This is a genomic window from Buttiauxella massiliensis (assembly GCF_902500225.1).
Classification (GTDB): Bacteria; Pseudomonadota; Gammaproteobacteria; order Enterobacterales; family Enterobacteriaceae; genus Buttiauxella; species Buttiauxella massiliensis.
The window spans coordinates 303,421-330,049 of record NZ_LR722652.1 but is presented as its reverse complement, the minus strand read 5'-3'; the positions used below and the strand labels follow the sequence as shown (position 1 = coordinate 330,049).

Annotated in this window: 13 protein-coding genes; 2 read left to right on the top strand and 11 right to left on the bottom strand. The window is 53.1% G+C overall.

The features are described 5' to 3' along the window. Window positions 1-223: 223 nt before the first annotated feature. From GC128_RS10180 to GC128_RS10155, 6 genes are all read right to left on the bottom strand, one after another. Window positions 224-2,329 carry an HlyD family efflux transporter periplasmic adaptor subunit gene (locus GC128_RS10180; protein WP_226812053.1) on the bottom strand — a complete coding sequence of 702 codons (2,106 nt, stop codon included), beginning with the start codon at window positions 2,327-2,329 and terminating at the stop codon, window positions 224-226. Beyond that, a complete protein-coding gene (locus GC128_RS10175) occupies window positions 2,326-3,675 on the bottom strand; it encodes an efflux RND transporter periplasmic adaptor subunit (RefSeq protein WP_151994260.1) in 1,350 nt (449 codons plus the stop codon). The genes GC128_RS10180 and GC128_RS10175 overlap by 4 nt, the downstream gene beginning before the upstream one ends. Next, window positions 3,675-4,502, bottom strand: coding sequence for an efflux RND transporter periplasmic adaptor subunit (locus GC128_RS10170; protein WP_226812051.1), 828 nt, complete (start codon window positions 4,500-4,502; stop codon window positions 3,675-3,677). The genes GC128_RS10175 and GC128_RS10170 overlap by 1 nt, the downstream gene beginning before the upstream one ends. 8 nt (window positions 4,503-4,510) lie before the next feature. Beyond that, window positions 4,511-6,418 (bottom strand): TolC family protein, encoded by a 1,908-nt coding sequence (locus GC128_RS10165; protein WP_151994190.1) that lies wholly within the window; start codon window positions 6,416-6,418, stop codon window positions 4,511-4,513. Between the two features lie 36 nt (window positions 6,419-6,454). Continuing rightward, window positions 6,455-19,174, bottom strand: coding sequence for an Ig-like domain-containing protein (locus GC128_RS10160; RefSeq protein WP_151994189.1), 12,720 nt, complete (start codon window positions 19,172-19,174; stop codon window positions 6,455-6,457). A gap of 476 nt (window positions 19,175-19,650) precedes the next feature. Then, a complete protein-coding gene (locus GC128_RS10155) occupies window positions 19,651-21,429 on the bottom strand; it encodes a sodium:solute symporter family protein (RefSeq protein WP_151994188.1) in 1,779 nt (592 codons plus the stop codon). A gap of 424 nt (window positions 21,430-21,853) precedes the next feature. Between GC128_RS10155 and yjdP the strand changes: the two genes are divergently transcribed. After that, a complete protein-coding gene (gene yjdP, locus GC128_RS10150; protein ID WP_151994187.1) occupies window positions 21,854-22,195 on the top strand; it encodes a DDRRRQL repeat protein YjdP in 342 nt (113 codons plus the stop codon). A 236-nt stretch (window positions 22,196-22,431) separates the two neighbouring features. After that, window positions 22,432-23,043, top strand: coding sequence for a hypothetical protein (locus GC128_RS10145; RefSeq protein ID WP_151994186.1), 612 nt, complete (start codon window positions 22,432-22,434; stop codon window positions 23,041-23,043). Here the strand turns inward: GC128_RS10145 and phnP are convergent. Genes phnP through phnL form a run of 5 tightly spaced genes read right to left on the bottom strand, consistent with a single transcriptional unit; the run spans window position 23,027 to window position 26,628 of the window. Then, complete coding sequence (gene phnP / locus GC128_RS10140) at window positions 23,027-23,785, bottom strand: phosphonate metabolism protein PhnP (RefSeq protein WP_151994185.1); 759 nt, start codon at window positions 23,783-23,785, stop codon at window positions 23,027-23,029. The genes GC128_RS10145 and phnP overlap by 17 nt on opposite strands. After that, window positions 23,763-24,221 (bottom strand): aminoalkylphosphonate N-acetyltransferase, encoded by a 459-nt coding sequence (gene phnO, locus GC128_RS10135; protein ID WP_151994184.1) that lies wholly within the window; start codon window positions 24,219-24,221, stop codon window positions 23,763-23,765. Before phnO ends, phnP begins: the two co-directional genes overlap by 23 nt. Continuing rightward, a complete protein-coding gene (gene phnN / locus GC128_RS10130; RefSeq protein ID WP_151994183.1) occupies window positions 24,214-24,801 on the bottom strand; it encodes a ribose 1,5-bisphosphokinase in 588 nt (195 codons plus the stop codon). The genes phnO and phnN overlap by 8 nt, the downstream gene beginning before the upstream one ends. Continuing rightward, the gene (phnM, locus tag GC128_RS10125) at window positions 24,801-25,937 is read right to left on the bottom strand and encodes an alpha-D-ribose 1-methylphosphonate 5-triphosphate diphosphatase (RefSeq protein WP_151994182.1); all 1,137 of its coding nucleotides are present in this window, start codon (window positions 25,935-25,937) and stop codon (window positions 24,801-24,803) included. The genes phnN and phnM overlap by 1 nt, the downstream gene beginning before the upstream one ends. Next, a complete protein-coding gene (gene phnL / locus GC128_RS10120; protein WP_151994181.1) occupies window positions 25,927-26,628 on the bottom strand; it encodes a phosphonate C-P lyase system protein PhnL in 702 nt (233 codons plus the stop codon). The genes phnM and phnL overlap by 11 nt, the downstream gene beginning before the upstream one ends. Between the last annotated feature and the right edge of the window lies 1 nt (window position 26,629).

Genomic DNA, 26,629 nt, shown 5'->3' with positions numbered 1-26,629 from the left:
GGTTTGCAAATCAATGAAAAGGTCATCGTCAAACAATTGACTCCGGGTCCTGAAACAGACATTAATAGAAAGACCCCTTCCAGTATCCCAGGAGGAAGTGGGTGGGTTTAGGAATGCAACTTAGCCGCCTCATCAATTGATATGCACCTCATTGATCATCCTGTAGCAAGGACTTAGCCCCTCTGCAAAGAGGGGCTGACTTTGAAGCCAATCCCATTAGGCTTTACCCATCTTTCCCCATGCCCGTCTGCTGAATCAGCATCAATGACACGCTATTAAACCAGCGATGCGCGAGACTCTGGCGTTTACTCTCAACAGAAATATCCGCGAGATTTTCCCGGTTGAGGGCTGCAGCTTTTCCGTCACCTTCAATTGATACGCGATACCAAACGCCCTGTGGACGCAAATCTTTTGCCTGTGCGGTTGGGTTTAATTGCACCGGGCCGCCGTGATCTTTAGCCAGCAACAAAGATGGCAGGCGAGTGACGACATTGTGGTCGATAGAAACCACGCGCCCGATAAGCGGCTGCCACTCATCATGTTGATAAATTTTTGCCTGAGCCCCTACGCGTAAGCGCCCCAAATCTTCTTCACCCACCAGCGCTTTCACCCGCCAGCGATCGGCATTCACCAGAGTGGCAATGTGCGTAGAAGGGGAAACCCAGCTACCGGGTTGCAGCGAAATATCGCTATCTTCAATACGGCCACTGGAGGCTGCGACCAGCCTCAGACGCAGCAATTCATTATTACCAGCACTTTGCTGGAGCGAGTACTGGCGCGCCATTTGCTCTGCCAGAACCTGTTTTGCCGGGCCATCTTTATCAAGCCCTAACGCACCGCGCGCGCTGAACTCCCATGCGCGGCGCATCTCCTCAGCTTTTCGCTGCGAGGTTTCCGGTAGTGGTGCGATCAGCTCGAACAGCGGCTGCCCGGCTTTCACTTCCTGCCCATCGGTGACGAGAATCTTCTCAAGGCGCGCACTGTACGGCGTATAAATCGGCTGTACAAAACCGGCTTCAATCACCCCTGGCAGATTCACTTTATTCGACCACGGCACAAAAATAACCAGCAGCGCGGCGATAGCAATCAGCAGCAATCTTCGGCGCTGGAAAGGCTGGCTTTCCGCGCGCCGTGCCCAACAGTGTTTGATTTCTCGGATCATCGGTTGCACCACAAAAGTCACAATCTCTATCAAAAACAGAATCACACCCAACGCCTTAAAAAAGGCGTGATAGATAACGACCGCAATACCGATAAACAGCAGCAGGCGATAAATCCAGGTGGCGAAGGCAAATACCGTCAGAAAACGGGCAAAGGCCGGGGTGACGTTGTCGGGTTTTGGATCGTTGATACCAAATAGATGCCAGCGCATCGCACGTTTCGCCCAGTTTCCTGCGCGTTCATGGAGCCCAGGAAAATCCAGCATGTCGCTCAGAATGTAATAACCGTCAAAACGCATAAACGGGCTGGCGTTAACCACGACTGTCATAACCCAGGCGGTGGTCGCAAGGAAAAATAACGCGTTTTTGACGCTGCCTTCCGGTGCAAACGACCACAGCAAGGTAGCCCATGCTGCCAGAACTAATTCTGAGGCAATCCCGGCGACGGCAATTTTTAAACGGTCGCGTGAACGGATGAGCTTCCAGCTTTCACCGGTGTCGGTGTAGGCCATTGGCAACATCACCAGCAGCGCGACCCCCATGTGCCCGACCCGCACGCCATGCTTTGTGGCGGTGAGCGCGTGGCCCATTTCATGCCAGCATTTGGAAAACACCAGAGCAATAGCAAAGGCCACCGCGCCATGCCAGTTCACCGAGTTATGCAACGTGGCAACCACGGTGTCCCACTGGCGAGCGGCGAGCACAATACCGGTAATCGCGACAAACAACGTTAACCACATGAAGGTTTTGCTAAACAGCGGCTTTAACCACGGCAGTGCTTTACGCAGGGCTTTTTCCGGGTGAACCAGCGGAATGCGGATAAACAAATAGCTGTGTAACAACCACTTCCAGGCAGAGGATGCCGGGCGATAGCGGGCGCTACGTAGCAACTGTTGTTGTTGTAAAAACAGCACAAAAGCTTTGATATCTTCTTCATCGACATTCAGCGTAGTTTGCTGATTAATCGCCTGCGCTATTTTCCCGGCATCCGCCAGTTGCCAGCGTTTGAGGATTTCAATTTCCAGCCAGCCAAGGCGAAAAAACAGATTACGCACCGGGTCGGCCAGGTGCCATGCCGGAGATCCGTCACGGTTGGTACCTGCGCTGTTCAGTCGCAATTCATCACGTAGCGCAGGCCACGTTGGGGCCGTTGCAGCACCAGGTATCACCACCCGCTCCCGGCACGTAATGTGGCAATAGGGCGACGTAGCAATAAGTAACCGAGCATTGCCCAATCACCCGTTACGCGCGCGGTTCCTTGCAAGCCAATACGCGCAACAGCAGGTTTACCTTCCAGCGTGCCGCGCAGCATATAACTGGCGACACCGTTGGGTGCTTCCACCGTTTGATAACCCGCGTATCCCAGTTTTGCGTCCAGTGAATCAAGAGGGGCGACTTTCAAAAAGATTTTCATCGGCGCCCCATGCTTCAGGTTAGTGGATTCACTTACCGGGGCCCAGGCACGAACGCCGAGATTATCAGGGTCTGCCAGCAAACCAATTCGCTCACCCGTTTGTACCGGGCGACCAGCCCAGTCGTCCGGGTCAGAATAGACAAATACGCCGTTATCAGGAGCACGAATGGTCAGCTTTTCGAGGTCGCGTGTTATCGATTCAACTTCAACTTTTTTCTCGCGCCATTTGCCTTCGGCCATTGCCAGTTCTGACTTAGCCTGTTGGTCTTCAATCGCCTGTTGTGAAGCCTGATGCAACGTGGTTTCAGTGGTTTCCAACTCCGCCTGTGCCACCGCAAGGCGGTTATGTAACGTGGTGTCATCAAGCGTTGCCAGCACCTGGCCTTTCACCACATCGCTGTTTGGCAGCACGACCATGCGTTTAATCACACCGGAGTCAGGAGCGGCAATCACTTCACTGTGTAGCGAGATAATTTCGGCAGGCACCAGTGTGTATTCGCGCACCGGAATACATAACACCAATAGCACCGCCAGCACGATATAACCGAGGCGCCGCCCGGTATTGCGCTGCCAGAATTGTTTGAAACGTGAAGGTCGTGCCGTTAAGGCCCACCATGCATAACCGTACAACCCGCTTAGTTGCAGCAGGGTAAACTCCGGGGATGTCGGTGCGAGCGTTGTTGGCCACGGGTCGTCACGGCCCAAAAACCATAGCGCGTGAATCTCTCCGTCGGCACCGGTTAATGGCAACACCCAGACATTTGCAGGCAGCCATTCATCCCACTGAGGGGCGAGGGTTTCGCTAAGTTGCGCGGGTGAAAGTGCCAGCACACGGGCTTCTGGCGGCAGTGCGCGGCAATGTGGCGCAATCTCTTTTGCTACGTCAGAGAGCCATAAGGCATACGGTGTATTGTTGTCGGTATCACTAAGCCCTGAATGAGCGACCAGTTTTGCACGGTTGGATGAGGTGAGAGACAACAGCGCCGCCTGGCGGTAATCCACCAGTTGGCGTGTTTCATTACATATAGCGAAGCCTAACTCTGCGGAGTTGCTTATCGCTTCTACCCGGGCTGCTAGCTGGTAGAAGGCTGTACTGGACATCACGAATTTGCAGCTCCGCTTTTCAGGCAACGGTTTTCATCAGGTGGGCAGATAGCAACGGCTTGTCCGCTCATACCCGGCAACACATCATCGGTTTTTTCCGGGAAGCGAGTTTCAATTTCGATAGTCTGACTAACCGCATCGACTTTGCCGCTGATATTCGTCACGGTGAGCGGGTATTGCTTGCCGGTTTCACCCACGGAGGCATTAAGCTGCGAACCAATTTTCAGCCATGCCACCCAGTTTGAAGGCACGTTTAAACGTGCGCGCAACGTGCCGCTTCCGACCAGGTCAATCACAGGCGCACCAGCACCAATCCCCTGGCCTTCTTTGACATAGATCTTGGCTACGCGACCATTGAACGGTGCCACAAAACGGCACTGCGCCAGTTGGGCGTCAAAAATGCCGACCTGACCTTTGGTACGGTTGACTTCAGAGGCGGCTAAACCCACCTCAAGTGCAGCAGCTGATTGTAATCCCTGTAGTTTTGCTTTGGCTTCATAGCGCAGTTGAGCGGCGTGAAACTCCGCTTCGGCGGCATTTTTACGTGCCACTAAATCGCTACAATCCATGCTTGCCAGCACTTTGCCTTGGGTAACGGGGTCGCCCAGTTGCACATTGATTTTCGCCATGCGCCCAGGCACCACGCTTGAAAGCGGGCTTTCGCGGTTGGCGAGGACCAGGAAGCGCACCGTGGTACTGCCTTGCGCGGTGGGTGTTTTTATCTCAGCAGGAGCCGCAAAAACAGGATTGGCGGCAAAGGCTGGCACAGAAAAACAGGCTAGCGAGAGTAGTAGAGCAGATGTGCTCTTTTTATTGTTATTCATACACAGCCTCATGGCGTCGCAGTCAGAACAGGGGTTGCCCCTGCAAGTCTTTGTAAATCAGTGGTAATGGATAATGTTGCTGCTTCGGCAAGTGCGCTGATGGAACGCGTACTGGTTTCGTTTGGCAGATAGCTTGTGTACTGGCGAGTCAGCACTTCAGAACCGTCTGCATCCAGCACACGCATTGTCCACACACCTTTACGTGTGCCGTTGCTGGCACCAATGTTGAAGCCCATTTGCAAGGTGAGACTTTTCGGTGACGGCTCAAGAGACAGGTGGTTTGCTTCAATCACCCGGCCAACGGATTGCGAAACGGTGGAGCGTGAAACGCCAGATGGCAGGCGCGTGATCTGCACAGATATCGGGTGTTTTTCCACCACAATACCGGCAGTACGAGCAAATACGCTGCTCTCTTGTTGGCGCAAACTGGTGGCAATTTGTCGCGATAAGCTGGCAACATCGGTTTGATTAACCTGATCTGGTAGCAAATCGATACCCACAGAGTTCAGCACTCGCCCATAGGCGGCCTGCGCTTCGGCATACGATGAAGCTTCCTGGAAGCGCGAAACAATCGAGCGTGCCTGAGTACGCAATGTTTCCAGATCACTGGTCAGTGAGTTATCAGAACCTGCGCGGGAAATGCTCGCCAGACGCTGATCAACTTGCGCCGATTGTTCGGCAATCTGGAAGTCATAGGAGGCGAGTTTGTAGCGTTCGGTGGCGACACGAACTTGCGTCAGAACCGCCATGCTCAGCGCCATGCGGCGTGCATCATCGGTTTGTGCGCGAGCATCGTTGGCGGTACTGATTGCCGGAATACTCAGCAGCTTAAACAGGTTCATCGAGACACCGACGCCGCCTTCAATCCAGTTGTTGTTGTAGAGATATTCGTTGGAGTCGTAATTCAACCCAGCGAACAGATTCAGACTCGGGAATAACGAGGCGATTTGGCGCTTGGTTTCATAGCTGTCGATGCGCGTTTTGTAATCTTCCTCACGCAGTTCCGGGCGACGCTCCAATGCCATTTGCTCAAGCTTATCAATGTTGGTCGGAGGCGGTGCCAGCGGCGTTGGTGTGTCTTGCAACACCAGCGGTGTGCCCGGCGGCAGGTTGATAAGCGCCGTCAGCTCGCTTTTTGCCAATTCCATTTGCTGGCGTTTTTGGTTCAGCAAGGTCATGGCATCAAGCAGGGCGCGCTGATATTCCAGCCCTTCAATTGGCGGCAAGATTCCGGCCTGTTCAGCTTCACGAGTTTTATCCAGCGCCTGGGCAATTTGCTCGGCCAGCGGTTGGGTTTCGTCGAGCAAACGCTGCGCGCCTAATGCACGCCAGTAGGCATCACGCACTTCCTGGACAATGTTTTGCAGCACTTTACGGCGGCGTTCTTCCGCAATATTGACTTCATCGGCCTGTTGTTTGGCGCGGTAATAACTCATACCGAAGTCGAGAAGATCCCAGGAGAATGTCGCGCTGGAAAGATAGTGTTCGCGTTCCTCCGACGTGGAAGGGCGCAAGCTGACGAGCCCGTCATCAATACCGATACTGGTGCCGCCCGAATCGTTATCACGCCAGCGGTAACCCGCATCTGCCATCAGCTTTGGCAACATGTCTTGTTGCGAGACATCCAACAAACTGCGCGACAACGCGGTTTCCATCATTTTTAGACGGTAGTCGAGGTTATATTTCAACGCGCGCGCCATGGCATCGGATAACGTCATCGGGCCGCTTAAGGATTCTTGCCCACGGTACATTTCTGCCCGGTCACGATTCACTCGCGCGGTTATCTCATCTTGAGTTAACGGTTCCGGTTTAATGGTGCCACAGCCAGCCAAAATCAGTACCGCAATCAACCCAGCAACAGGTTTGACTAACGGCACGCCACGTTTTTTCACTTCAGCCACCACGTATGCGTTCATTGTTGTTATTTCCATCTTAAACAGTTGCTTTAGCCTTTACCGGCGAGTGATTGTCGGGACTGTAATGTGCTTTCCAGACGCCAAAGTTTGTTTTTCCAGGGCAGCAAGCTGCATGGATAACGGTTGTGCACCCGCTGCGATAACAGTCGGTTGTTCAACCTGCGTCGCTTCCTGCGTGGCCGCTGTTTGAGCAAATGAGCTGCGCTCATCGGCTTGTCCAATACCAAACGGGCCAAATGAGTTCCCAAGCGAATTCTGCCCAAGGGCGTTACTTTCTAAGCCAGGTAAAGTGCGCTGCTCACGGCTGTCGCTGTACCAGCGTGAGAACAGAACTGCCTGCTGCATAACGGGTGCATTCGCATGCTCTATCCCATAACCATAGGCGGCAAACCGGCTGTTAAGCCGGGTTTGCAGACCAACTGCATCACTTTGTAAATCATAGACTAGCGGCAGAATAAACAAGCCCGGTTCGTAACTTTGGCTGTAGGCGGGCAGTGTTTCTTCTTCCTCACGGCCAAATATCTGGTCGCCATTACGGTCATCGACGTTTGGCATCGCCGTGACGCCATGAATCAAAATCGTAAGACGTGCTTCGCTTACGCCACCGTCGCTGTCGGTGATGGTGTAAACAAACACCTCAGTGAGTGTTGCGTTCGCTTCAAGTGCTGCCACACGAGGGTCGCTGCTGTTGACTTCATAGCGCCAGTTGCCCTGGCTATCGAGGGTTAGCGTGCCGTATTGGCCACCGCTTGAGCCGCCAATGGTGCCTGCATTCCCGGTGTTTTCTGACACGACGCCCGTGACAGGACCATTGCTCGCCGCACCATCTGCACCAATGCGATCATCGTTAAACAGGTTACCGCTGGCCGATTTCTGGTTCTGGTCCTGCAAGATCTCCGCGCTGTCATCGGTGGCGCTCGGGTTGTCATTGAAGACGGTAATGCGTAGCTGCCCGATGGTGGTGCCGTTCACCTGGACTGAGTAGTCGTTGTGCGTACTGGCCAGCCCCGGTTGCGACACCGCTTCACGTAAGGTGAAGTTGTAATCGAGCCGCGCAACACCGTCTGCGCTACTGTAGTAAGCCAGCAGCTTGATGGTGCCCGTTACGGTTTCGATAGTAATTGGCGACAGAGGGTTCAGGCGCAGAAGCTGTTCTGCGGTGATAACGCGCCCCTGGAAGGTCAGCGTTTGCAGCCTGTCGAGCGACAGAATATCTAGCGTACCGTTAACCTCCTGAGCACCAGGATCAAGCGGTGTCAGGCCATCTTCACGCACCGAAATTTCCACCGACGGTGCAACCAGAATACGCAGTTTGCCGTTGGTTTCGCCGCCTTCGTTGCCGTCGCTCACCGTATAGGTCACCGGAGGCACAAAGCCACGCCAGCTGGCCAGTGGGGTAAAGCGATAGCTGCCGTCTCTGAGAACTGTCAGGCTACCAACACCCGCTAACACGGCTGTTTCGCCCGCGTTGTAACTGTTGCCGCCAACCTGGAAACCAGAAATATGGATTGGGTCGCCGTTCGGGTCGCGATCGTTGGTTAACACGTTGCCAGAGATAGGCTCGCCTTGTGGAGTGATAACCCCTTCCGGGTTAACCACTGGCACGTCGTTGGTGACAAAAACAGTCACGGTGGAGGTTTCAGTTACCCCGCCGCTAGTCACGGTGTAGGTGTAGGTATCCGTGCCGACAAAACCGCTGCGAGGGGTGTAGATAATCTGGCCGTTTTGCAGCGTGGCAGTGCCATTTGTCCCGTTTGTAACAGCGGTGATAGTGGCATCTGGATTACTGAAGGTGTCGTTAGCCAGCACGTCGGTCGTTACCGAATTGCCTGCGTGAGTCGTGGCGCTGTCGGCATTAACATCGACTACTGGTGACACAATAATATTCAGCGTGCTGGTGGCGCTCCCGCCGATCAGCGCATCGTTAACCGTGTAGGTGATGGTCGGCACTCTGCCGTTCCAGTCTGCGACCGGAGTCAGCGTGTAGCTGCCATCGGCACGCAACGTGAACTCACCCACGCCTGCGATAATCACCGGATACCCTGCCGGAGCGGTCTGCCCATCGACATTGAACTGCGTGATGGTCAGTGGATCACCATCAGGATCGGAATCGTTCAACAGCACATTACCGGTGACGACATTATCTTCTGGCGTGATGTTGATATCAGGCCGAGTCATCGGCAGGGTGTTTTCCACGGTGACGCTGACCGTGGCGGTTTCCTGAATCCCGCCGCTCAGCACCGTGTAGGTGTAGCTGTCTGTTCCGACATAACCCACGTTTGGCTTGTAGGTAATTTTGCCGTTTTCGATAGTGACCGTACCGTGGCTGCCTTGAGTCACAGTCTGGATAATTTTATCGCCGTTGGTGAAGGTGTCGTTGGCGAACACATCGGTTGTCACCGAGCTGTTGCCGTGGACCGAAACCGTATCGTTAAAGGCATCCTGTACTGAGGAGATGGTGATGCTCAGTGCAGCACTGGAAACGCCACCCGTATTGCCATCGCTGATTTGGTAAGTCACCACCGGTAAGGTGCCGTTCCAGTCCGCAACCGGCACGAAATTCCAGCGGCCATCGGCTTGCATGGTCAATACACCCATCCCGGTGAGAGTGAGCGCAGTGCCTGGTGTATACAGTGTGCCGTTGACGGTAAATCCGGTGACGGTGAGGGCATTTTTATCGGCATTATCCGCATCGGTGTCGTTGGCCAGCACATTGCCGGAGGCGGTGCTGTCTTCAGGCGTGGTGCTGGTGTCCGGGTTCGCCACAGGTGGCGTGTTGGTCATATCCACGGTTACGGTAGCTGTTTCGTTTATGCCACCGCTTGTCACCGTATAGGTGAAGCTGTCGCGGCCTACATAACCAGCAATAGGGGTGTAAACCACTTTGCCGTTAACGATGGTGGTGGTGCCAAATGCGCCGTTGCTGGTGGCCGTAATCTGTTTGCCGCCATTTTCGAAATTATCGTTGGCGAGAACGTCGATGGTTACTGGCACCCCGGCATGGGTGGAGCTTGAATCGTCAACAATGTCCGCAACTTCGGTCACCACAAGAGTCAGCGTACTGCTGGCGGTGCCGCCGATATGACCGTCGCTGATGTTGTAGGTGACCACGGGTACTGCCCCGTTCCAGTCAGCGACCGGTACAAATTTATAGCTGCCGTCAGCATTGAGCGTAAGAGCGCCGATTCCGGTAATAGTGACAGTTTCCCCGGCCAAATGCGGCACCGTTTCACCCGGCAAGGTAAAGCTTGTGACGCTAAGAGTGTCGGTGGCGTTACTGTCGGTATCGTTGCTTAACACGTTCCCGACAAGCGTAGTGTCTTCCACATTGGTCTGCGTGTCGGGTGCCGCTACTGGCACGGTGTTTGTTACCGTTACGTTTACGGTGGCGATTTCCGTTCTGCCGCCGCTGGTGACAGTGTAGGTGTAGGAATCTGTTCCGACATAATCAGGCTGTGGCGTGTAGGTCACAATGCCATTGCTGCCGATAACGACGGTGCCGTGGGTTCCCTGAGTGACGCCGGTAATTGTTCTGTCGCTATTCTCGAAGCTGTCGTTAGTAAACAGATTGTCCGAAGACGACGTTCCCGCCTGAAGCGAGATGTTGTCATCCGCGATATCTACGACAGGGTTCACGAAAATATTCACCTTGCCGGAAACCTGGGTGTCGCCGTTGTCGTCGGTTACTACGTAGGTTATTTGCGGGACGTTGCCATTCCAGTCAGCGACGGGCTTGAAGGTGTAACTACGATCATAAGAGAGCGTAAAGGTGCCGACGCCCGGAATCACGGCGGTGCCAGTTCCGAATCGGTTAATCGCGAACACACCGTTCATGCCATCTACCTGGAAGGAGGTCACGCGCACCACGTCGGAGTCCGGGTCGGAAACCGTCAGCCTTCCGCTAATCTGCGCGCCATCTTCATCCATAGACAGGTTCATATCGGTGGTGACTGGTGCGGCGTTGGTGACGATGACCGTTACGGTGCTGGTTTCGGTAATGCCGCCGCTGGTAACGGTATACGTAAATGTATCTCTGCCCACAAATCCTGGCGGTGGGGAGTAGCGAATCGTGTTATCAGATAGCACAAACACTTGCCCAAGCGTGGTGTTGTCGCGAATAGCGGTGACGATTTGCGTATCGTTGCTGAAGGTGTCGTTACCCAGCACGTTAATGGCGACAAAGTTATCCGCATGAGTCGTCGCGGTATCTGGGGCAATATCCACCACTGACCGCACTTGAATCACCAGAGTACTGGTCGCCTGGCCTCCGTTATTGCCATCGCTGATGGTGAAGGAGATCGGTGGCACTATGCCATTCCAGTCGGCCACCGGTTCAAAGCTGTAAGTTCCGTTACTATTGATGGTCAGCGTTCCTTTGCCATCGAGAACCACCGGAGCGCCCGTCGTATACGTCGTGCCGTCAATAGTGAAATCGGTGACCGTAATAGTGTCACCTACGTCGGCATCTCTTGCCGTGGTGAGCAGATTGCCATCCAGCTGTGTGTCTTCGAGTGTGCTGCCTGCCGTGCTGCGCAACACCGGCACGGCATTGTTCATGGTGACGGTAATCGCGGCGGTTTCTTCAATGCCGCCACTGGTCACGGTGTAATCAAATACATCGTTACCGACATAACCGGCGTTCGGCGTGTAGATTACCGTTTTGCCGTCTGGGCTGATGGTTACCGTACCGTGTGCAGGCGCGGTAACGCCGGTTATCTTTTTGTCAGAGTTGCTAAAATTGTCATTGATAAACGGATCGATGGTTATCGGCTTGCCCGCATGTGTGGACACGGAGTCGTTGGCGATATCAACGATTGGCCGAACGGTGATATCCAGCGAGCTTTGTGTTGGCGGGGTGGCAGTGCCATCGGAAACGTTAAACGTGATGGTCGGGACGATACCGTTCCAGTCTTTAACAGGCGTAAAGGTATAGCTGCCGTTGGCATTGAGAACGAAAGTCCCACTGCCGTCAATCGTCACTGTTGCACCTGCCGGATGGTTCGTAGGCGAGCCTTCAATCTGGAAATCGACCACATGCAGCGGGTCACCGTCCGGGTCACTTAGTAACCGTAATACATCACCGCTAACCGGTGTATCTTCGTCTGTCACAGCAAACTGGTTGCTGGCGGTTGGCGGCGTGTTAGTCATAAAGATAAACACATTTGCAACTTCTTCTATGCCGCCGCTGGTCACGGTGTAGGTGTATTTGTCACTACCAATAAAACCGGGATTCGGGGTGTAAATCAGCTTATTGTCTTCCCCCAAAGTCACCACGCCGTTTTCTGGCTGGGTAAAGCTGGTGACGGTTTTGTCCGAGTTAACGAACGTGTCGTTTGCCATCACATCAGTGGTGATAACCGTACCGGTATGCTCGATTTCGATATTATCGCGGGCATCAACAACCGAGGCCACATGCACGCCCAACTGCCCGGTGGTATCACCATTTTGATTACCATCGGTAACCACATAGCTAACGGCGATATCACCATGCCAGTCGTCACCAGGCTTATAAGTATAAGTCCCGTTGGCATTCATGGTCAGCGTGCCGTGGTTATTAGCAAGTGTTGCGGTGTCACCCGCATTGTAAGTTCTTCCATCAATAGTGAAGGTTTTCACCGTGAGCGCGTCGCCATCGGGGTCGCGATCGTTAGTTAAAACATTGCCCAAGGCTGGGGTGTCTTCATCAATGCTCTTAATTTCGTCGCCCACAACTGGCGCAAGGTTGGTGACGTTAATAGTCACCTTCGCGGTTTCCTCCACACCACCACTTACCACGGTATAGATATAGCTGTCGGTTCCCACAAAACCAGGGTTCGGCGTGTAGGTCAGCACGCCATTAACATACGACAGGGTGCCGTTTGTCGGCGCAGTCACCATCGTGACGGCTTTATCTCCGTTGGAGAATGTGTCGTTAGCCAGCAGGTCTGTGCCCTGAATCACCAGCGGTACGTTGGAGTGGGTGGAGAAGGTGTCATCACGGGCATCAGCTACCGCCGTGATGGTGACCGAAAGCATGGCGGTATTTGACCAGTGCGAAGTCGGGTCGCTGTCTTTGGCAAAGTCGAAGAAATTCACCCGTCCGTTAGTGATACCTGCAAGCCCTGTGTCCGTGGTATCTGAGGCGCGTAACTGCAAACCGCCGGTCACAGGCCCGTTGTAATCTGGCTGGGGAACAAATCGCATCTGCGTATCGCTTGCCAGTACAAAGGCATTGCTTGCAGTGACATCAGACGGGATTGCAGCCCACGTTGTGCCATTGAAGTATTCCCAGTGGCCTTTGCTTGCATCGGTGGTGTCGCCGTAAATCGCGATATAACCCAGAGGGCCGCTGGCGTTGCCGCCACCTGCGATAGCGGTCTGGTTATCGGTGGCATCACTGTAAACCGACTGGAACATGTTCCCGATGGTTTGCGTACCGTTGGTATCTTCAGCGATGGTAATCGTTTTATCGCCAAGCGTTGGCCGGTCGTTAATGTTGGTGACATCGGTGCGGAGCGTGACGAGGGCTTCACTGTAAATTGAAGTGCCGCCGTGCCCACCAGCGCCGCTGATATTTGTCACCGCACCATTGGCTGGAACCGCAGGCGTAGTTGAAACATCGCCGTTATTGTTGGTTTCGACCAGGCGCACGCCAAGCGTTGAAGGAGTGCCAAAATAGTCCGGAGCCGGGACAAAACGCAGCGATGAGTTGGCAGTGAGTACCAGCGCATTCGCGTCGCTGCGGTTACCGACAGCCAGCCAGGTGGTGCCATCAAGAGAATATTGCCATTCACCTTGTGCAGCGTTGGCGGTGTGGTTAGTGATGGCTACGCCATAAAACGAATCGGCGCTGCTGCCGCCAGTTCCGCCATTTGCGCTGTTATTGATGGTGTCGCGAGAGTCATTAAAGAAGCCTGTAAACAGTGAACCTACAGTTTTGCCCCCCACTGCACCGCTGAGAGTATCTTCTTCAAGGGTCGGTATAGTTACCGTTGGCGTGCCGACCACTACCGGTGCATCGTTCACCGCATTGACCGTGAAGGTAAATGCGCGTGTGGTGATAAGCGCCGATGAAGTGCCATCTGCGTAGGAAACTTGCCCCGGATCTTGTTGCGGGTTAGTCGCGCTGCCGGGTAGCGTGCCAGGGCGCGAACCCGAGTTGCCGCCATCGTTGACCGTCACGGTCACGCCGAAACTGCCGTTCCAGTCAGAACGGTTCGCACTACCTGGTGCATCAGGTAGCGTCACCCGCAGCCCCGCCAGATAAGTATTTACCTGAGCGTAGGAGCCGGTAACAGTGAGCGTGTCGGTACCCGTGCCGGTAAATGAGCCGCCGCTGCCGGTTGGCGCAACAAAGACAAAGCCATTTGGCAATTTGACGGTGACCGTCATGGTCTGACTACCCGCATCCGAATCACTGATAGTAATCGGCGGGAGCGTTACGGTGGCGCTGTTTTCATTGGTGCTCAGAGCCGGGTTGCCGCCCAGCACAATCTGCGCCGGGTCGTTAATACTGCTCTGGAACACGGTGCGGTAAGTTGATGCCACGTTTTGCTCAAGCCCGGCAGGAATTGCCGCGTAAGGGCTGATAACCGTGTTTGGAGGAAGCGTGGTTCCTACGCCATTTGCTGCAACGTTATTGCCACCGTTGGCACCACTAGTCAGGTTGCCGTTCGCATCGCGTACCCGGTCATCCACAATTACTTCGACGCGGAAATACTGGTCGGCATCATCAAGGATTGCGCCACGCATGCTGACTTGTAATTGCGCGAGGTAGGCGTTGATTTGCGCGACTGTGCCGGTAATGACCAACGGAGCGTTTTGCCCATTGGATGGTGGATTAACACCATCCGGGCTACCGGTTTGGACAATCACACCGGAAGTGGTGTTGAGTGACGAAATGTTGATCGCCGAGTTCTGCTGGTCGCGATATTGCGACACGGACAGTGGGTTACCGTTTTCATCGGTGATGCGCACCGTGACCTGCACAATGTCTTTTTCACCCGTTGCGACACCGCCTGCATCCGAAATGTCAGGATCACCAATCACAAACCCGCCAACGTTGTTGCCTCCTGGAGCATTGTTATCGAGCAACAATGCTCCAGGAGGTGCAGTTACGGTTGGTGGGTCGTTCACCGGGATAATGGTTAATGCGATCTTTACATCAGCAGGTGGGGAATCGAAATTATCCCCGACGGTAGCCGTCGACGTATCCAGATGTACATTGAGCGTCACATCGCCTGCCGCAGCACCATTTTGGTCGTGGTTAGCATTGGCGGCACTTTGGTAGGTCAGCCCGTTTGCCGGGTCATTAATCAATTTCTGAATCGCGTCGGCAGTACCAGTAAGAATCAGCTTTCCAGAATTATCACCCTGAATCGAGACGCCGTTTATCACGGTGCTGCTGTCATCAGTGGTTAAGCTGCCGATCCCCAATTGCCCTTGCGCGACGGTTAACGTCACGGTGACTGGCTTACCGAAGGCCGTTGATTCCACGTCGGTAATAGTAAAATCGCCGCCGATAAACGTCGGCTGATCTTCAAAGGTCGATTTATTGGGATTGTTAACGACCAGATGCCCTGGATCGTTAACTGACGAGGCGTTAATCACTACCTGGTTGGCCGTGATATTGCCGTTCGTTCCCGGAACAGCATTCTGATACCAGTTATAATTTTGGCTATCGACTATGCCAGGCGATGCACCAAACGCCGGGTTAGCCGGTTGGTTAACCGGGCCGCCGTTCGCTTCACCTGTTAACTGGCCATCTGCCGTCCGTAGGCGGTCATCAGTAATAACCTGAACCTGGTAAACTGCGTTGCGATCGTTGGGGAAACGCACGATTAAACCGGTCAACGCGCTATTAATTTGCGCCACGGTGCCTGTCAGCACCAGATAACCATTTGTACCACCCGTAATTGTCGCGCCGCTTGCCGCATTTGCCGCTAGCACGATGCCATTATATTCAGCCTGGCTAAAGGCACTGCCATCACTGTGCAGCAGGCGTACGGTGGTCTGAAGAATGTTAACCGAGCTGTTCGTACCCGTAATATCCGGGTCGGCAACTGTAAAACCTTTCACTGCCTGAGAAATCCCGATATCAATCGGCCCGGAAGGCGCGGTAACAGTGGGTTTGTCGTTGGTTGGCGTGACATTAATGGCAAAGTGGTTGTTGGCTTGTTCCTTGTCACCATCAGACAGCGTGAAATTAAAGCCGTCGGTGTTCAGGCCGTTGCCGGTGACTTCATCACCGTTATTCAGGTAATAGATCCGACCGTTGTTAATGTCAGCCTGCGTGAAGGTCGAACCGTTGCCCAGGACGCTAAAGTTAACACCATCGGTTGAGTACGCGAGGCGGCCATGCGTCGGCGTGGTGGTAACGGTAAATTGCACCTGCTCGGGAGTGCTGTCCGGGTCGTAAGCCTGAAGCTGTGAGCTATTAATTTGCACATAGCCGCCTTCGACCACGGTCGCCGGGTTGTTAGCCGGAGGGCGACCTTCAACACCACCCACAAGGTTTGGCGAATCTGGAGGTACAACGATATCCGGGCTGTCCGGGGTCTGCGGGATTTTTGGGCCATCATTCACGTTGGTGATGGTAATGCCCACAGTGGCGTTGTTGGCCGACTGCAAGCCCCAGCGGTCCACCGCATAAGTCGTAAAGCTGGTGCTGCGGACTTCAGAACCATTGCTGACAAAACGCAGGCCGCTGGTGCCATCTTCCTTTAAAATGCTGGCATCAAGCTGCAATGTGCCGATATCCGCATTGGTGATGGTGACCCAAGTGGTGCCATTATAATATTGCAGCGCACCTCCAGCAGGCAGCGTCAGGAAGCCAAATTTCAGCGCATCCGTTCCGGTGGCATCATTGTTGTAAGCGTAGTTATTGTTAATGCCATCGGGCCGCAAAGCCGATCCTTCCCACGACGCGCCACTGTTTACATCATCCGGGTCGCTCAACTGCAACTGCGAGTTGGTGATAACGACCGTTTCACCTTCCGCTAAAATCGTGTTTGAAGAGCCTGCAATTACCGGCGCATCGTTAATCGGGGTGACGAAAACGACCATGGTCGGGTTCCAGGTCACCGCAACCGGGTTGCCTCGTGCATCCAGCGTCACCTGGCCTGCTGAAACCGAGAATCTGCCGTCAAACATGAAGTTTTCACCGCCGTCGTGACGAACGCTGATTAACCCTTGGTTCAAGTCGGCCTGGGTAAACGTACCGAACGCATTGATAACCCGATAACCACCCTGACCATCACTTTTCAGGATACTCAGGCCGGTTTGCCCGGAGGCGCTGCCGAGGAAGGTATAAACGATCTGCTCAGGTGTCGCGCCTTGCACGACATAGCTCAGGCCTGGCGTATTCGCAGTGATTTTCCCGGTACCTGAAAGCGTTAATGTCCCGCCCTCGTTGAGTACGCCATGGGGTGCATTGCCAGGGTTTTGCACGTCGGTGCCGATATACCCCGAGTTTGTAGTCTCTGCCGGGACATTTAACACCGGCAGGCCACCAGGGTCAGGGTTGTTGGGGTTATCAGTGGTAGCCAGGCCAATGGTGAATTGAATATGGGTGAGCTGGTCGGTAGCACTTTCGCCATCCCATATCCCACCCTGGCGCGTGAACGTTGTGCCATCCGCGTTCCAGCGCAATGCGGTGGAGTGGTCGATGACGCGGAAATTAAATACGTCTTGTCCACCGACGTTGGAAGCAATGTATTGCGTATAAACAACCCGACCTTCGGCGACATCTTCCATCGTAAAGGTGTCGCCGCTTTTCATCAGTAGACCATTCAAGGTCAGATAACCGTGTGTTAACCCTCGGGTATCAACGATAAAACTCACGCGATCGGCCGACGAGTCGCTATCGAGTGCCGCTAACATTTCTGGTTGCAGCACGACGTTATTCGGGCCTGTTGTGACTTGCGCATGCAATGTCGAATCTGGATTGAGGTACGGGTCGTCATCAACGGGTTGAATCGTCAGTGCAATCACTGCATCGCTGCTGGCAGGAACGCCTGTACCGCCGCCCTGGTCAGTAACACGCACGCCAAAATTGTCCTGCGTATTGCCTTCTGCACCGTCGTTTTCATAGGTCAATTGATCACGTTCGGCATAGCTAATCTGCTGATTCAGAACCACCGGCGAACCCTTAAAATAAAGAGTGCCGAACGCTGGCAGTGATGTAATGGTTAAGGTCAGTACGGTGTCTTGCGTATCGCCACCGCTGGTGGCCACAATGTATTTCCCGACATTCCCGGTATTAACGGCGTTTTCTGGCTGGCCTTCAAAAACAATGCCACCACCCGATATGGTTGGCAGCTGGTTTTCTGGCGCAATCTGGAGCGTGACCGTGACCTTATCGGAAAGGTTGATAGGTGTTGCCCCATCATTCACGTTGGCAGAAAAACTGTCGGCGGTGTTTTGCGTCGCACCTGTCGCAGTGTGGACATATCTCAGTGCGCCATTTTGCACATCTTGCTGAGTGTATACCGAGCCAACACCCAGACGATTACCGTTTAACGTCAGATAGCCATACTGCGGCATCGCCGTCAGGCTGTAGACAATTTGTGAGGCACTTTGCGCACCGCTTGAAACATCAGGATCTATAGCAGTCAGTGTCTGAGTGGTAATCACAGTGCCCGAACCGTTCCTTTCCGGCACGATTAAGGTTTTGTTTGGCACAGTTACCGGGTCGTTAGATGGAGTGATGGTGACATGCGTGACCAGACTATCGTTGCCTGAAAAACTTAAGATATAAAACTGCACATCCGTTGAGGCGGACTGTTTGCCCAGTTCGGTATCACTTGCGGTGAATTTAAGTGAGTTTAACCAAGCTTGTGCATCTGCAACTGAGCCGACGAACTCCAGTGTCTTCCCTGATTTAGCACCATTAACCAAATCACCTACGGCACCGTTGGTCAATGTCACGCTGATCGCGACATTTGCATCACTGGCATTAATCGTTATGCCGCTGAAACTGCCGGTTTCGGCACCTGGGTGCAGTGAGCTTGGCTCAGAAACCACCATGTCCGGGTTAGTGGTGGTGAGTTCAGGGGCTTGCAGCACGCCATCGTACGCCAACTCCAGCGAACGTGTTTCGATAACGCCGGTACGGGATTCAAGTGTCCAGTCAGCCGCTTTTGCTGCGCTACCCGTTTCGTCATTTGAAGCCGCAATATCCGCATGGGTGTAGTCCGCCATACGGGTAATCAGGATGGTGTCTTTTGCCGTGACGTTGCAGCCATACAGCAAGATATCGCCGTCTGTACTGAGCTTTTCGCCAAGAGTTTCTAATTGCTGCTGATATTGAGCAATCGTTTTGTCATTAAGTTTGTCGCTACCGAGTGTTATCTCATCGCTGGCGCCATGGCTGATGATATGAATCGCAGTGATATTTTTATCGTTCTTTAGCGCTTCATTAATCTGCTCAAGCCCGGAGTGCTGAGAGTCCAGCACCAGCACGCGGCTGCCTTCTGGCAACTGGCTGACCAGCGATTGCCAATTTTGGACGTGACTATCGACAACATAAACTTCATGCGGCGCAGTCGCATCTGCGGGAGCCGGTGCTGTTATTGATGCTGGTGCAGGCACCGATGCAGGTGGGACAAAAACCGCTTTGGAGGCGTCTGGCGCGTTATCGTGGTGCTGGGTATCAAGCGGATTATCCGCATGATGAGCAGCCTCAGTGACGGCTGCGCCATCGAACAACTGCCGTGGCTCCAGGGCGAAACGGTGATGGCGTGGACGGGTAGGATTGTCGTTTCTTTGTCTGGACATAGCGCATCACTCTGTTAGCGGCCTCGGTAGCATTAACGGTAATGATACATCTGATTTACATAGTATGAATGTATTAGATCACCTCATTACATAATATTTACGAATGTATCTGAGATTATTCTTAGCGTGCTTTGCGGTTTTTTGTGGGGAGGTGTTCGGAGGTGCTGAAAACATAATTGCAGCAGAAATTGCCAAATTATTGCAATCGAATGTAATAAATAACCGTTCGGTTATTATTTTCTTTTAATTTTCATGGCTAAGATGCTTCTTAATCAATGGCCAGATTCGTTTTTTTAGCCGCTTGGTTTAATTGAAGAAAGTTTTCTTGAGTTAAATAATAATCAATTCTTTCGCATTGCTTATGTGAACTATTATAATAGAAATAGTTGGTTACGAAGCAATGTTAACAATTTGAGTTGTTCGGGAAATAAAAAAGCCACCGAAGATTGGGTGGCTTTTGAGTTTAGTGAATAGTGTTATTGATTATTTTGCGTTGCTGGCTTGAGAACCACAGCTGCTTTATCGATCTTCGCACTGCGTTTTAACGCATACCCGACAGCAAACACCGCCGCGGCACAGGCCAGGAACAACAAGCGGCCCCACATTGGGTTTGGAATCAGCATCATCGCCGACAAGCCAATCGCCATATAGATAGTCAGGTCACCCAGCTTGTTACGCTGCATACGGTCAACGATGTCCTGCGCGTCGTCTTCAACACACTCGGTTTCGACATCTTTAAAGAACGCATTAGTTGCTTCGACATTTGTATCTGCTTGCGGTTTATAGAACAACGCGCTCAGGCAGAAGAAGCCACCGGTCAGTACCAGATGTGCAACGATTGGAATGATTGTTTTCAGCTCGCTAACTTCACGGCCAGTCAGTTTCTCAACACCGAACCAGGACATGACATACTGCGGCGTGAACACATCAACCACCATCCAGGATACGCCCAGGCCGAATACGACGGTTGCCCATGGAGCCCATGAAGGGGTTCTGCGAATCAACATGCCGAAGAACAATGGAACCAGAATCGGTGATTGCAGCAGTGTTGCTACTTGCATCATCAGGTCGAACAGGCTGAGGTGCTTGAGAGAGTTAAAGAACTGCGCCATGAAGATAACCAGCAAGCCGTTAACCAGGCAGGCAACTTGACCGGCACGCAGTTGCTCTTTATCTGTTGCTTTACCTTTACGCACAATCGTTGCGTAGAAGCTACGTACGAAGATACCGGAGTTACGGTTTAATGCAGAATCCATGGAGGACATGGTTGCCGCGAACAGACCCGCCATCAGCAGCCCTACAGTACCCAGCGGCATGGCTTCACGAGCAAACACCAGGTAAACCGCATCACGTGCTTTAGCACCCAGCTCAGGATATTGCGCCCCGGCATTTGGGTACAGAATCGCAGTTGCCCATGGTGGAATGAACCAAATTACCGCGCCAATCAGCATCATCAGCAGTGCCATCAGAGCCGCTTTGCTGGCATTTTTGGAGTCTTTAGCATTCAGGAAGCGGTAGGATTCCTGCATGTTATTAATACTTTGCAGCTGTTTCACCACAAAGAACAGGAAGGTGCCAACCATCAACAGCGGGTAGTTCATATCCGGGCCAGTAAAGAAACCGGATGGGAACTCAGTCACGATGTTAGCCGGGCCACCGACTGCCCATAGGGCAACTACTGCGCAAGCGACTGAAATAACTGCAATAACCAGCGTTTGAATAAAGTCGGACGCTACCACACCCCACGCGCCACTCAGCATGGAAATAGCCAGAACCGCAAGGCCGGTAATCCAGATAGTGGTGATGATATCAGCGTTAAAGACGGCGGATGCGAACACGCCAAGACCGTTTAACCACACGCCTGCGTTAATCACGCTTAGTGGGATAATGACCCAGGTAAAGAACTGCTCGTTGACCGGGCCAAAACGGCGACGTACCGCTTCAGTTGGGGTATCCACACGCATTTGACGGAAGCGGCGAGCGAAGTATGCCCACGCCAGAAGATAAGCAAACATGTTGCCGACAAACACGGCAAGAACTGCGAAACCATCGGTAAAGGCTTTGCCAGCCGCACCGGTGAACGTCCAGGCAGAAAACTGCGTCATAAACGCGGTTGCCCCAACCATCCACCACAACATCTTGCCGCCTCCGCGGAAGTAGTCGCTGGTACTGTTATTGGCCATTTTTTTGAACAGTAGGCTAATCGCTACCATTAATAAGAAATAACCCGCTATTACAATGTAATCGTAAAACATTGTAGTTCCCTATGAGTTAGTTTGAATTGGAAAGATTAAAACACGCTATCCATATAAGTTGAAATAACGTTTCACTATTTATTTAAAATAACTGATGGTGATCATGTTTTTGAATTTTTTGTGGTTGTGAAAGTGAGGTATTTCCGAGCGATTGTTTTTTCTAAACTGTGTAATTTCAATCTAAATTGCTGATTTTTGGCTAAGTTAAACCGCATTGCTCGGGATTTTCGAATTATTACACAGGGTGGGAAGTGGTTGTTTTTCTGATTTTTTTTGCACCAAAATATGGCATGAAAAATCTGGATTGGGTTAAAGGTAAATATTACTTATAAATATAATTAAGGTGAAAATTGGGAATTCTCTGCTGTCAGGGTTCTGGCATTTTTTTTATCGTCCCTAAACTCTATTTTCATGAGATGGGCTTATGAATCGATACTCCACCGTGCTACTGCTCGGCACCCTGACCATGACAACCATTGCCCACGCCGATGCGTTGGATGGCCTGTTTGATAACTCCATTGTGGGGTCTATTTCGCAGGCGATTAACGATGCCTACAAACCGAATGACAGCCGTAGTGATGACAACGACGACCGCCGCTGGGACGAAAGCCAGCGTCGAAATGATGACGATCGCCGCCAGTATGAAGACCGTCACCGTCAACTCGAAGATCGCCGACGCCAGCTTGACGACCAGCAACGTCAGTTGGATCAACAGCGCCGTCAGCTTGAAGAGGACGAACGCCGTTTGGATGATGATTTTCGGTAAGTTTTGAAAATCGGTGAGTGATAAAAAGCACATTAAATTTGCGTTTTGCGAGTTGTCTTCTGAAAACTAAAAGCAAACAAAAAAGTGGTGAATTTTTATTCATTTAGTGTGTTAATTTTCTTATCAAGCTTAAGATTTGTTACTACAAGTACCCGTAATATCAGGAAAAACGTGGTTTTTTTAAGCTGGCTTTAAAGGGAAAAATAAGCATACTTAGGATAAGGATTTCACAACTAATGGCACCGAGATTGATAAGCGACGCGGATTTCAACAGAAAGCTCAACGCCCCAGATCGTAACCGGGAACACACCCTGGCGTTCCTCGCCAAAGGGGTTGAACCTTTTAGCTTACCCGGCTACGTTCCTCCGGCGGGATACCGTCTGGTGGTGTCGCTCGACGGTAAACAATGCCGCCTGCTAAAAGACGACATCACCGCCTATGCGGTAAAAATTGTTACCGGGAAATTTGTGGTGCCAGGCAAACAGCACTGTACGCAGGTCATGGTTTGGCGCACATTTATGCCGGAGTACCAGGATGCGTTGCAGGGATTAGCAAAACGGATATTTGCCTGGTTATTGGAAATGTATGAGATTGTTGTTTCTGATAATGAGCAAACCGCTGATGGTCGTCGTTTCTGGGAATATAGGATCACTGAAGCTATCGCCGACCCGCGATTTGAAGTGATGATTTGGGATGGCACAAAAGAAGATAACGAATTAACGCTTATCCAAAACGCTGAGGAGTTCGTCAGCAAATGGTCACCGTACGCTTGGGGAACCGACCCTGAAATTCATCAGCATCGGCTATTAGTGATTAGCAAGATTAAAGCGGCTAATCCACCCGAATAACCATTCCATCAAACCCCGCCTCGAACCCTTTCGGTAACGCATTCTCCATCAGCCAACAATCAAACTGGTGGCTGATATGCGTAAGGACAACGCGTGGGCAGCCAATCTGTTTATTAAGCTCGATAACGGTATTCAAATCGCAATGGTTTTTCGGTGTTTCAGGACGCGGCTCATGGCTGCAATCAATCACGATCACATCCGGTTTATTATTTGCCAGAAACTTCAGCGTTTTATCGGGCAGACCTGCGGTATCGCTTAACCACGCCACGCGGCTGTGCGGGGTTTCAAAAAAATAGCCCAGCGTCAGTTTTGAATGGTTGAGAGGCAGGGGGGTCACGCGTAGCGCCTGCAAGGTAAACCAGACAAACGGCTCAAGCTGGTGGCTGAAATCCAGAATGCCGGGGTGTTTAAACAGGTCGTCGCAGCCTTGTTCATCGGCGGGGCCGTACACCGGGATTTTTTCGCCCACGCCCCAGCGCAGTGGGAATAATCCCTGCACGTGGTCCATATGGTAATGGGTGAGTAAAAACTGCTTAAATTCCCCCGGTTGCCAGCTGTCCATTAAATCGGGAATGCCTGCGTCCAACAGTGTCACCGCGTCGTTAAACTTCATCACCGCGCTGCATGGCTTGCGGCGAAATTGCGGATCAGTGCGAGCGCGCTCGCAGGCCGCACAAAAACAGCCAAAGGCGGGGACGAGTTGTGCGCCCCCCGTTCCGCTAAGGGTTAGCGTCAGAGTCACGGTTTATCTCCACCGGTTTAGTAAAGCGGAAATGGGTATTTTGATACCCTTCGCGCTGGTAGAAACGGTGGGCGTCGAGGCGTTTGGCGCTGGTGGAAAGCTCAGTGAGTTCCGCTCCGGCAATCCGCGCCTGCTCTTCAGCCCAGGCTAACAGTTTGCTACCCACGCCGTGGCCTCGAGCAGCGGGCATTACCACCAGTTCCTGAATTTCACCCACCCAATTCACATGGTGCAGATGAAACTGCATATGCAGACTGATCATGCCGACAACCTCGCCGTTAAGTAGTGCAAGTTGGTAGCATAAATTGTGATCTTCAAGATTTGCTGCAAACCCGACGTTAAACGCCTGGCGGTTAAATTCTGCCTGTTTTAATTCGCAGATCAGAGCGTAAACAGCATCAATATCGGCAAGAGTGGCGGGGCGAAGTTCAAACATGGCGCGGTTCCTTGGGACGAAAATGGACGATATTGGCATTGCGCTGGCCATTCACCAGACGCATAAACGATAAGACAGACTCCGCCAGACTGCCATCGTTGTTAAGTATTAAACAGTCGTCCAAATCCGGGGCATAAAAGGCCGCACGTTGCAGGCGTTGTTCGATCTGCTGCGCAGTTTCACGCCCGCGTTGTTCGAGGCGCTTGCGCAAAACGTCCGTCGAAACATGCAGGCAAATCGGCACTAGCGCTTCGGCGTAACGCGCGCGCGCCTGCGCCAGATGCTGGCGCGAGCCGTTCACCACCACGTCGAACCCGGAATCGAGCCAGATATCCAGCTCGATACCCACGCCGTAACTTTGGTGATGCGCCTGCCAGCACAGCGCGAATAGCCCCTGTTCTTGGCGCTGAGCGAACTCCTTTTCACTCAAGGCAATATGGTTTTCGCACCCGGCGTCGGCGGCGCGGGTAATGTAGCGGTGCGCTACCAGTAGTTGATTATTCTCCTGCTGGCGCAGTGCCGTCAGCAGGCTGTCTTTCCCGGAGCCTGACGGCCCCATCAACCAGACTATTTTGCTCATCAGAACACCCGTATTCCCTGACGCCAGACATGGCCGACGTGGACATGATCGCCGTGAAGATGCGCAAGCACCATATCGGCACGTTTGCCTTCTGCGAGCACGCCGCGGTCATCGAGATTCAATGCTTTGGCTGGGTTGCGTGTCACCAGTGCCACCGCTTGTGGCAGGGTGAAACTGTTCGACTCGTCCTGGGCGATGCGGAACGCAGCGTCCAGCAAACTCGCCGGGTAATAGTCGGACGAGAGAATATCCAGCAGGCCGACTTGTGCGAGTTCATGCGCCGCCACATTGCCGGAATGCGAGCCGCCTCGCACAATGTTTGGCGCGCCCATCAGCACGCTTAAACCATGCTGGCGTGAGGCTTGCGCGGCTTCAAGCGTAGTCGGGAACTCAGCGATTACGCTGCCCAACTCGTGGGATTCCACCACGTGCGCCGCAGTCGCGTCATCATGGCTGGCGAGCGCGATATTGCGCGCACGACATTCAGCGGCAATCGCCAGGCGATTGGGCTGTGACCAGCGCTCAGCAAGCGCAAGTTGGTCCGCCTCGTAGCTGTTCATCTCCGTATCGCTGAGCGAATATTTTCCCTGGTAATATTCACGATACTTCACCAGGTTTGCGAACTGGCGCTGGCCTGGTGAGTGGTCCATTAATGACACCAGCGACACGCCGCTGCGTTCGATTAGCTGCTGGAATAGTGGCAGCGTGGTGTGGTGCGGCAGTTCGCAGCGCAGGTGCAGGCGGTGTTCGGCGCGGTTAACGCCACGCGCCTGGCTGTCCATTACCGCATTGATCATCTTCTCGAGGTTTTCCAGGCGGTCGCCGCCGTCGCGCACGTCGCCCAGCGCTACGGCGTCCAGCACAGTCGTGATGCCGCTCGCCACCATTAATGCGTCGTGGCTGCTCATCGCGGAATGCGCAGGCCAGTCGACTTTCGGGCGTGGGGTGAAGAATTTGTCGAGGTTGTCGGTATGCAGCTCGATAAGCCCCGGCAGCAACCAACCGCCTTCGCCATCGTGCGCTTGTGGTAACTGGCTTTGGCTATCGGCAAAATTACGAATCACCCCATCGGCCACTTCCAGTGAGCCACTCACCACTTCATTTTCCAGCACCAGTTTGACGTTATTAATGATCATTTTTTGCCTCGATGGTTGCCATGGAATGCAGTCTGTCCGCTACCTGATTGCGTACCGCTTCGTCGTGGAAGATGCCGACGACTGCCGCTCCACGTGCTTTGGCTTCCAGAATTAAATCCACCACGGCGGCACTGTTTTTCGCATCCAGCGAGGCGGTTGGTTCATCAAGCAGCAAAATCGGGTAATCGACGATAAAGCCACGGGCGATGTTTACGCGCTGTTGTTCACCGCCGGAAAAGGTTGACGGCGCGAGATTCCACAGGCGCTCCGGCACATTCAGGCGGGTCAGCAGCATCGACGCTTTGTCTTCACAAACGTCACGCGACACGCCCAAATCCAGTAGCGGTTGCATCACCACTTCAAGTGCTGAAATACGCGGGATGACGCGCAAAAACTGGCTCACCCAGCCGATGGTCTGGCGGCGCACCGCCAGCACGTCACGCGCCGGAGCCTGCACAATGTCGAGCCATTCATCGTTATGTTTGACCCAGATATGCCCTTCATCGGGTAAGTAGTTGGCGTACAGCGAGCGCAAAAGGGTGGATTTCCCACTGCCGGAATGGCCGTGCAGCACCACGCATTCGCCCGATTCCACTTCCAGTGAAGCATTCGCCAGTACCGGCAAACGGATACCGTGCTGATGGTGTAACACAAAGGTTTTGCTCAGGTTTTCAACCCGTAATCTGGTCATC

Coding starts and splice junctions, on each gene's coding strand:
- GC128_RS10175 (WP_151994260.1), bottom strand. CDS start 3,675: ATGTCCAGTACAGCCTTCTACCAGCTAGCAGCCCGGGTAGAAGCGATA.
- GC128_RS10170 (WP_226812051.1), bottom strand. CDS start 4,502: ATGAATAACAATAAAAAGAGCACATCTGCTCTACTACTCTCGCTAGCC.
- GC128_RS10165 (WP_151994190.1), bottom strand. CDS start 6,418: ATGAACGCATACGTGGTGGCTGAAGTGAAAAAACGTGGCGTGCCGTTA.
- GC128_RS10160 (WP_151994189.1), bottom strand. CDS start 19,174: ATGTCCAGACAAAGAAACGACAATCCTACCCGTCCACGCCATCACCGT.
- GC128_RS10155 (WP_151994188.1), bottom strand. CDS start 21,429: ATGTTTTACGATTACATTGTAATAGCGGGTTATTTCTTATTAATGGTA.
- yjdP (WP_151994187.1), top strand. CDS start 21,854: ATGAATCGATACTCCACCGTGCTACTGCTCGGCACCCTGACCATGACA.
- GC128_RS10145 (WP_151994186.1), top strand. CDS start 22,432: ATGGCACCGAGATTGATAAGCGACGCGGATTTCAACAGAAAGCTCAAC.
- phnO (WP_151994184.1), bottom strand. CDS start 24,221: ATGTTTGAACTTCGCCCCGCCACTCTTGCCGATATTGATGCTGTTTAC.
- phnN (WP_151994183.1), bottom strand. CDS start 24,801: ATGAGCAAAATAGTCTGGTTGATGGGGCCGTCAGGCTCCGGGAAAGAC.
- phnM (WP_151994182.1), bottom strand. CDS start 25,937: ATGATCATTAATAACGTCAAACTGGTGCTGGAAAATGAAGTGGTGAGT.
- phnL (WP_151994181.1), bottom strand. CDS start 26,628: ATGACCAGATTACGGGTTGAAAACCTGAGCAAAACCTTTGTGTTACAC.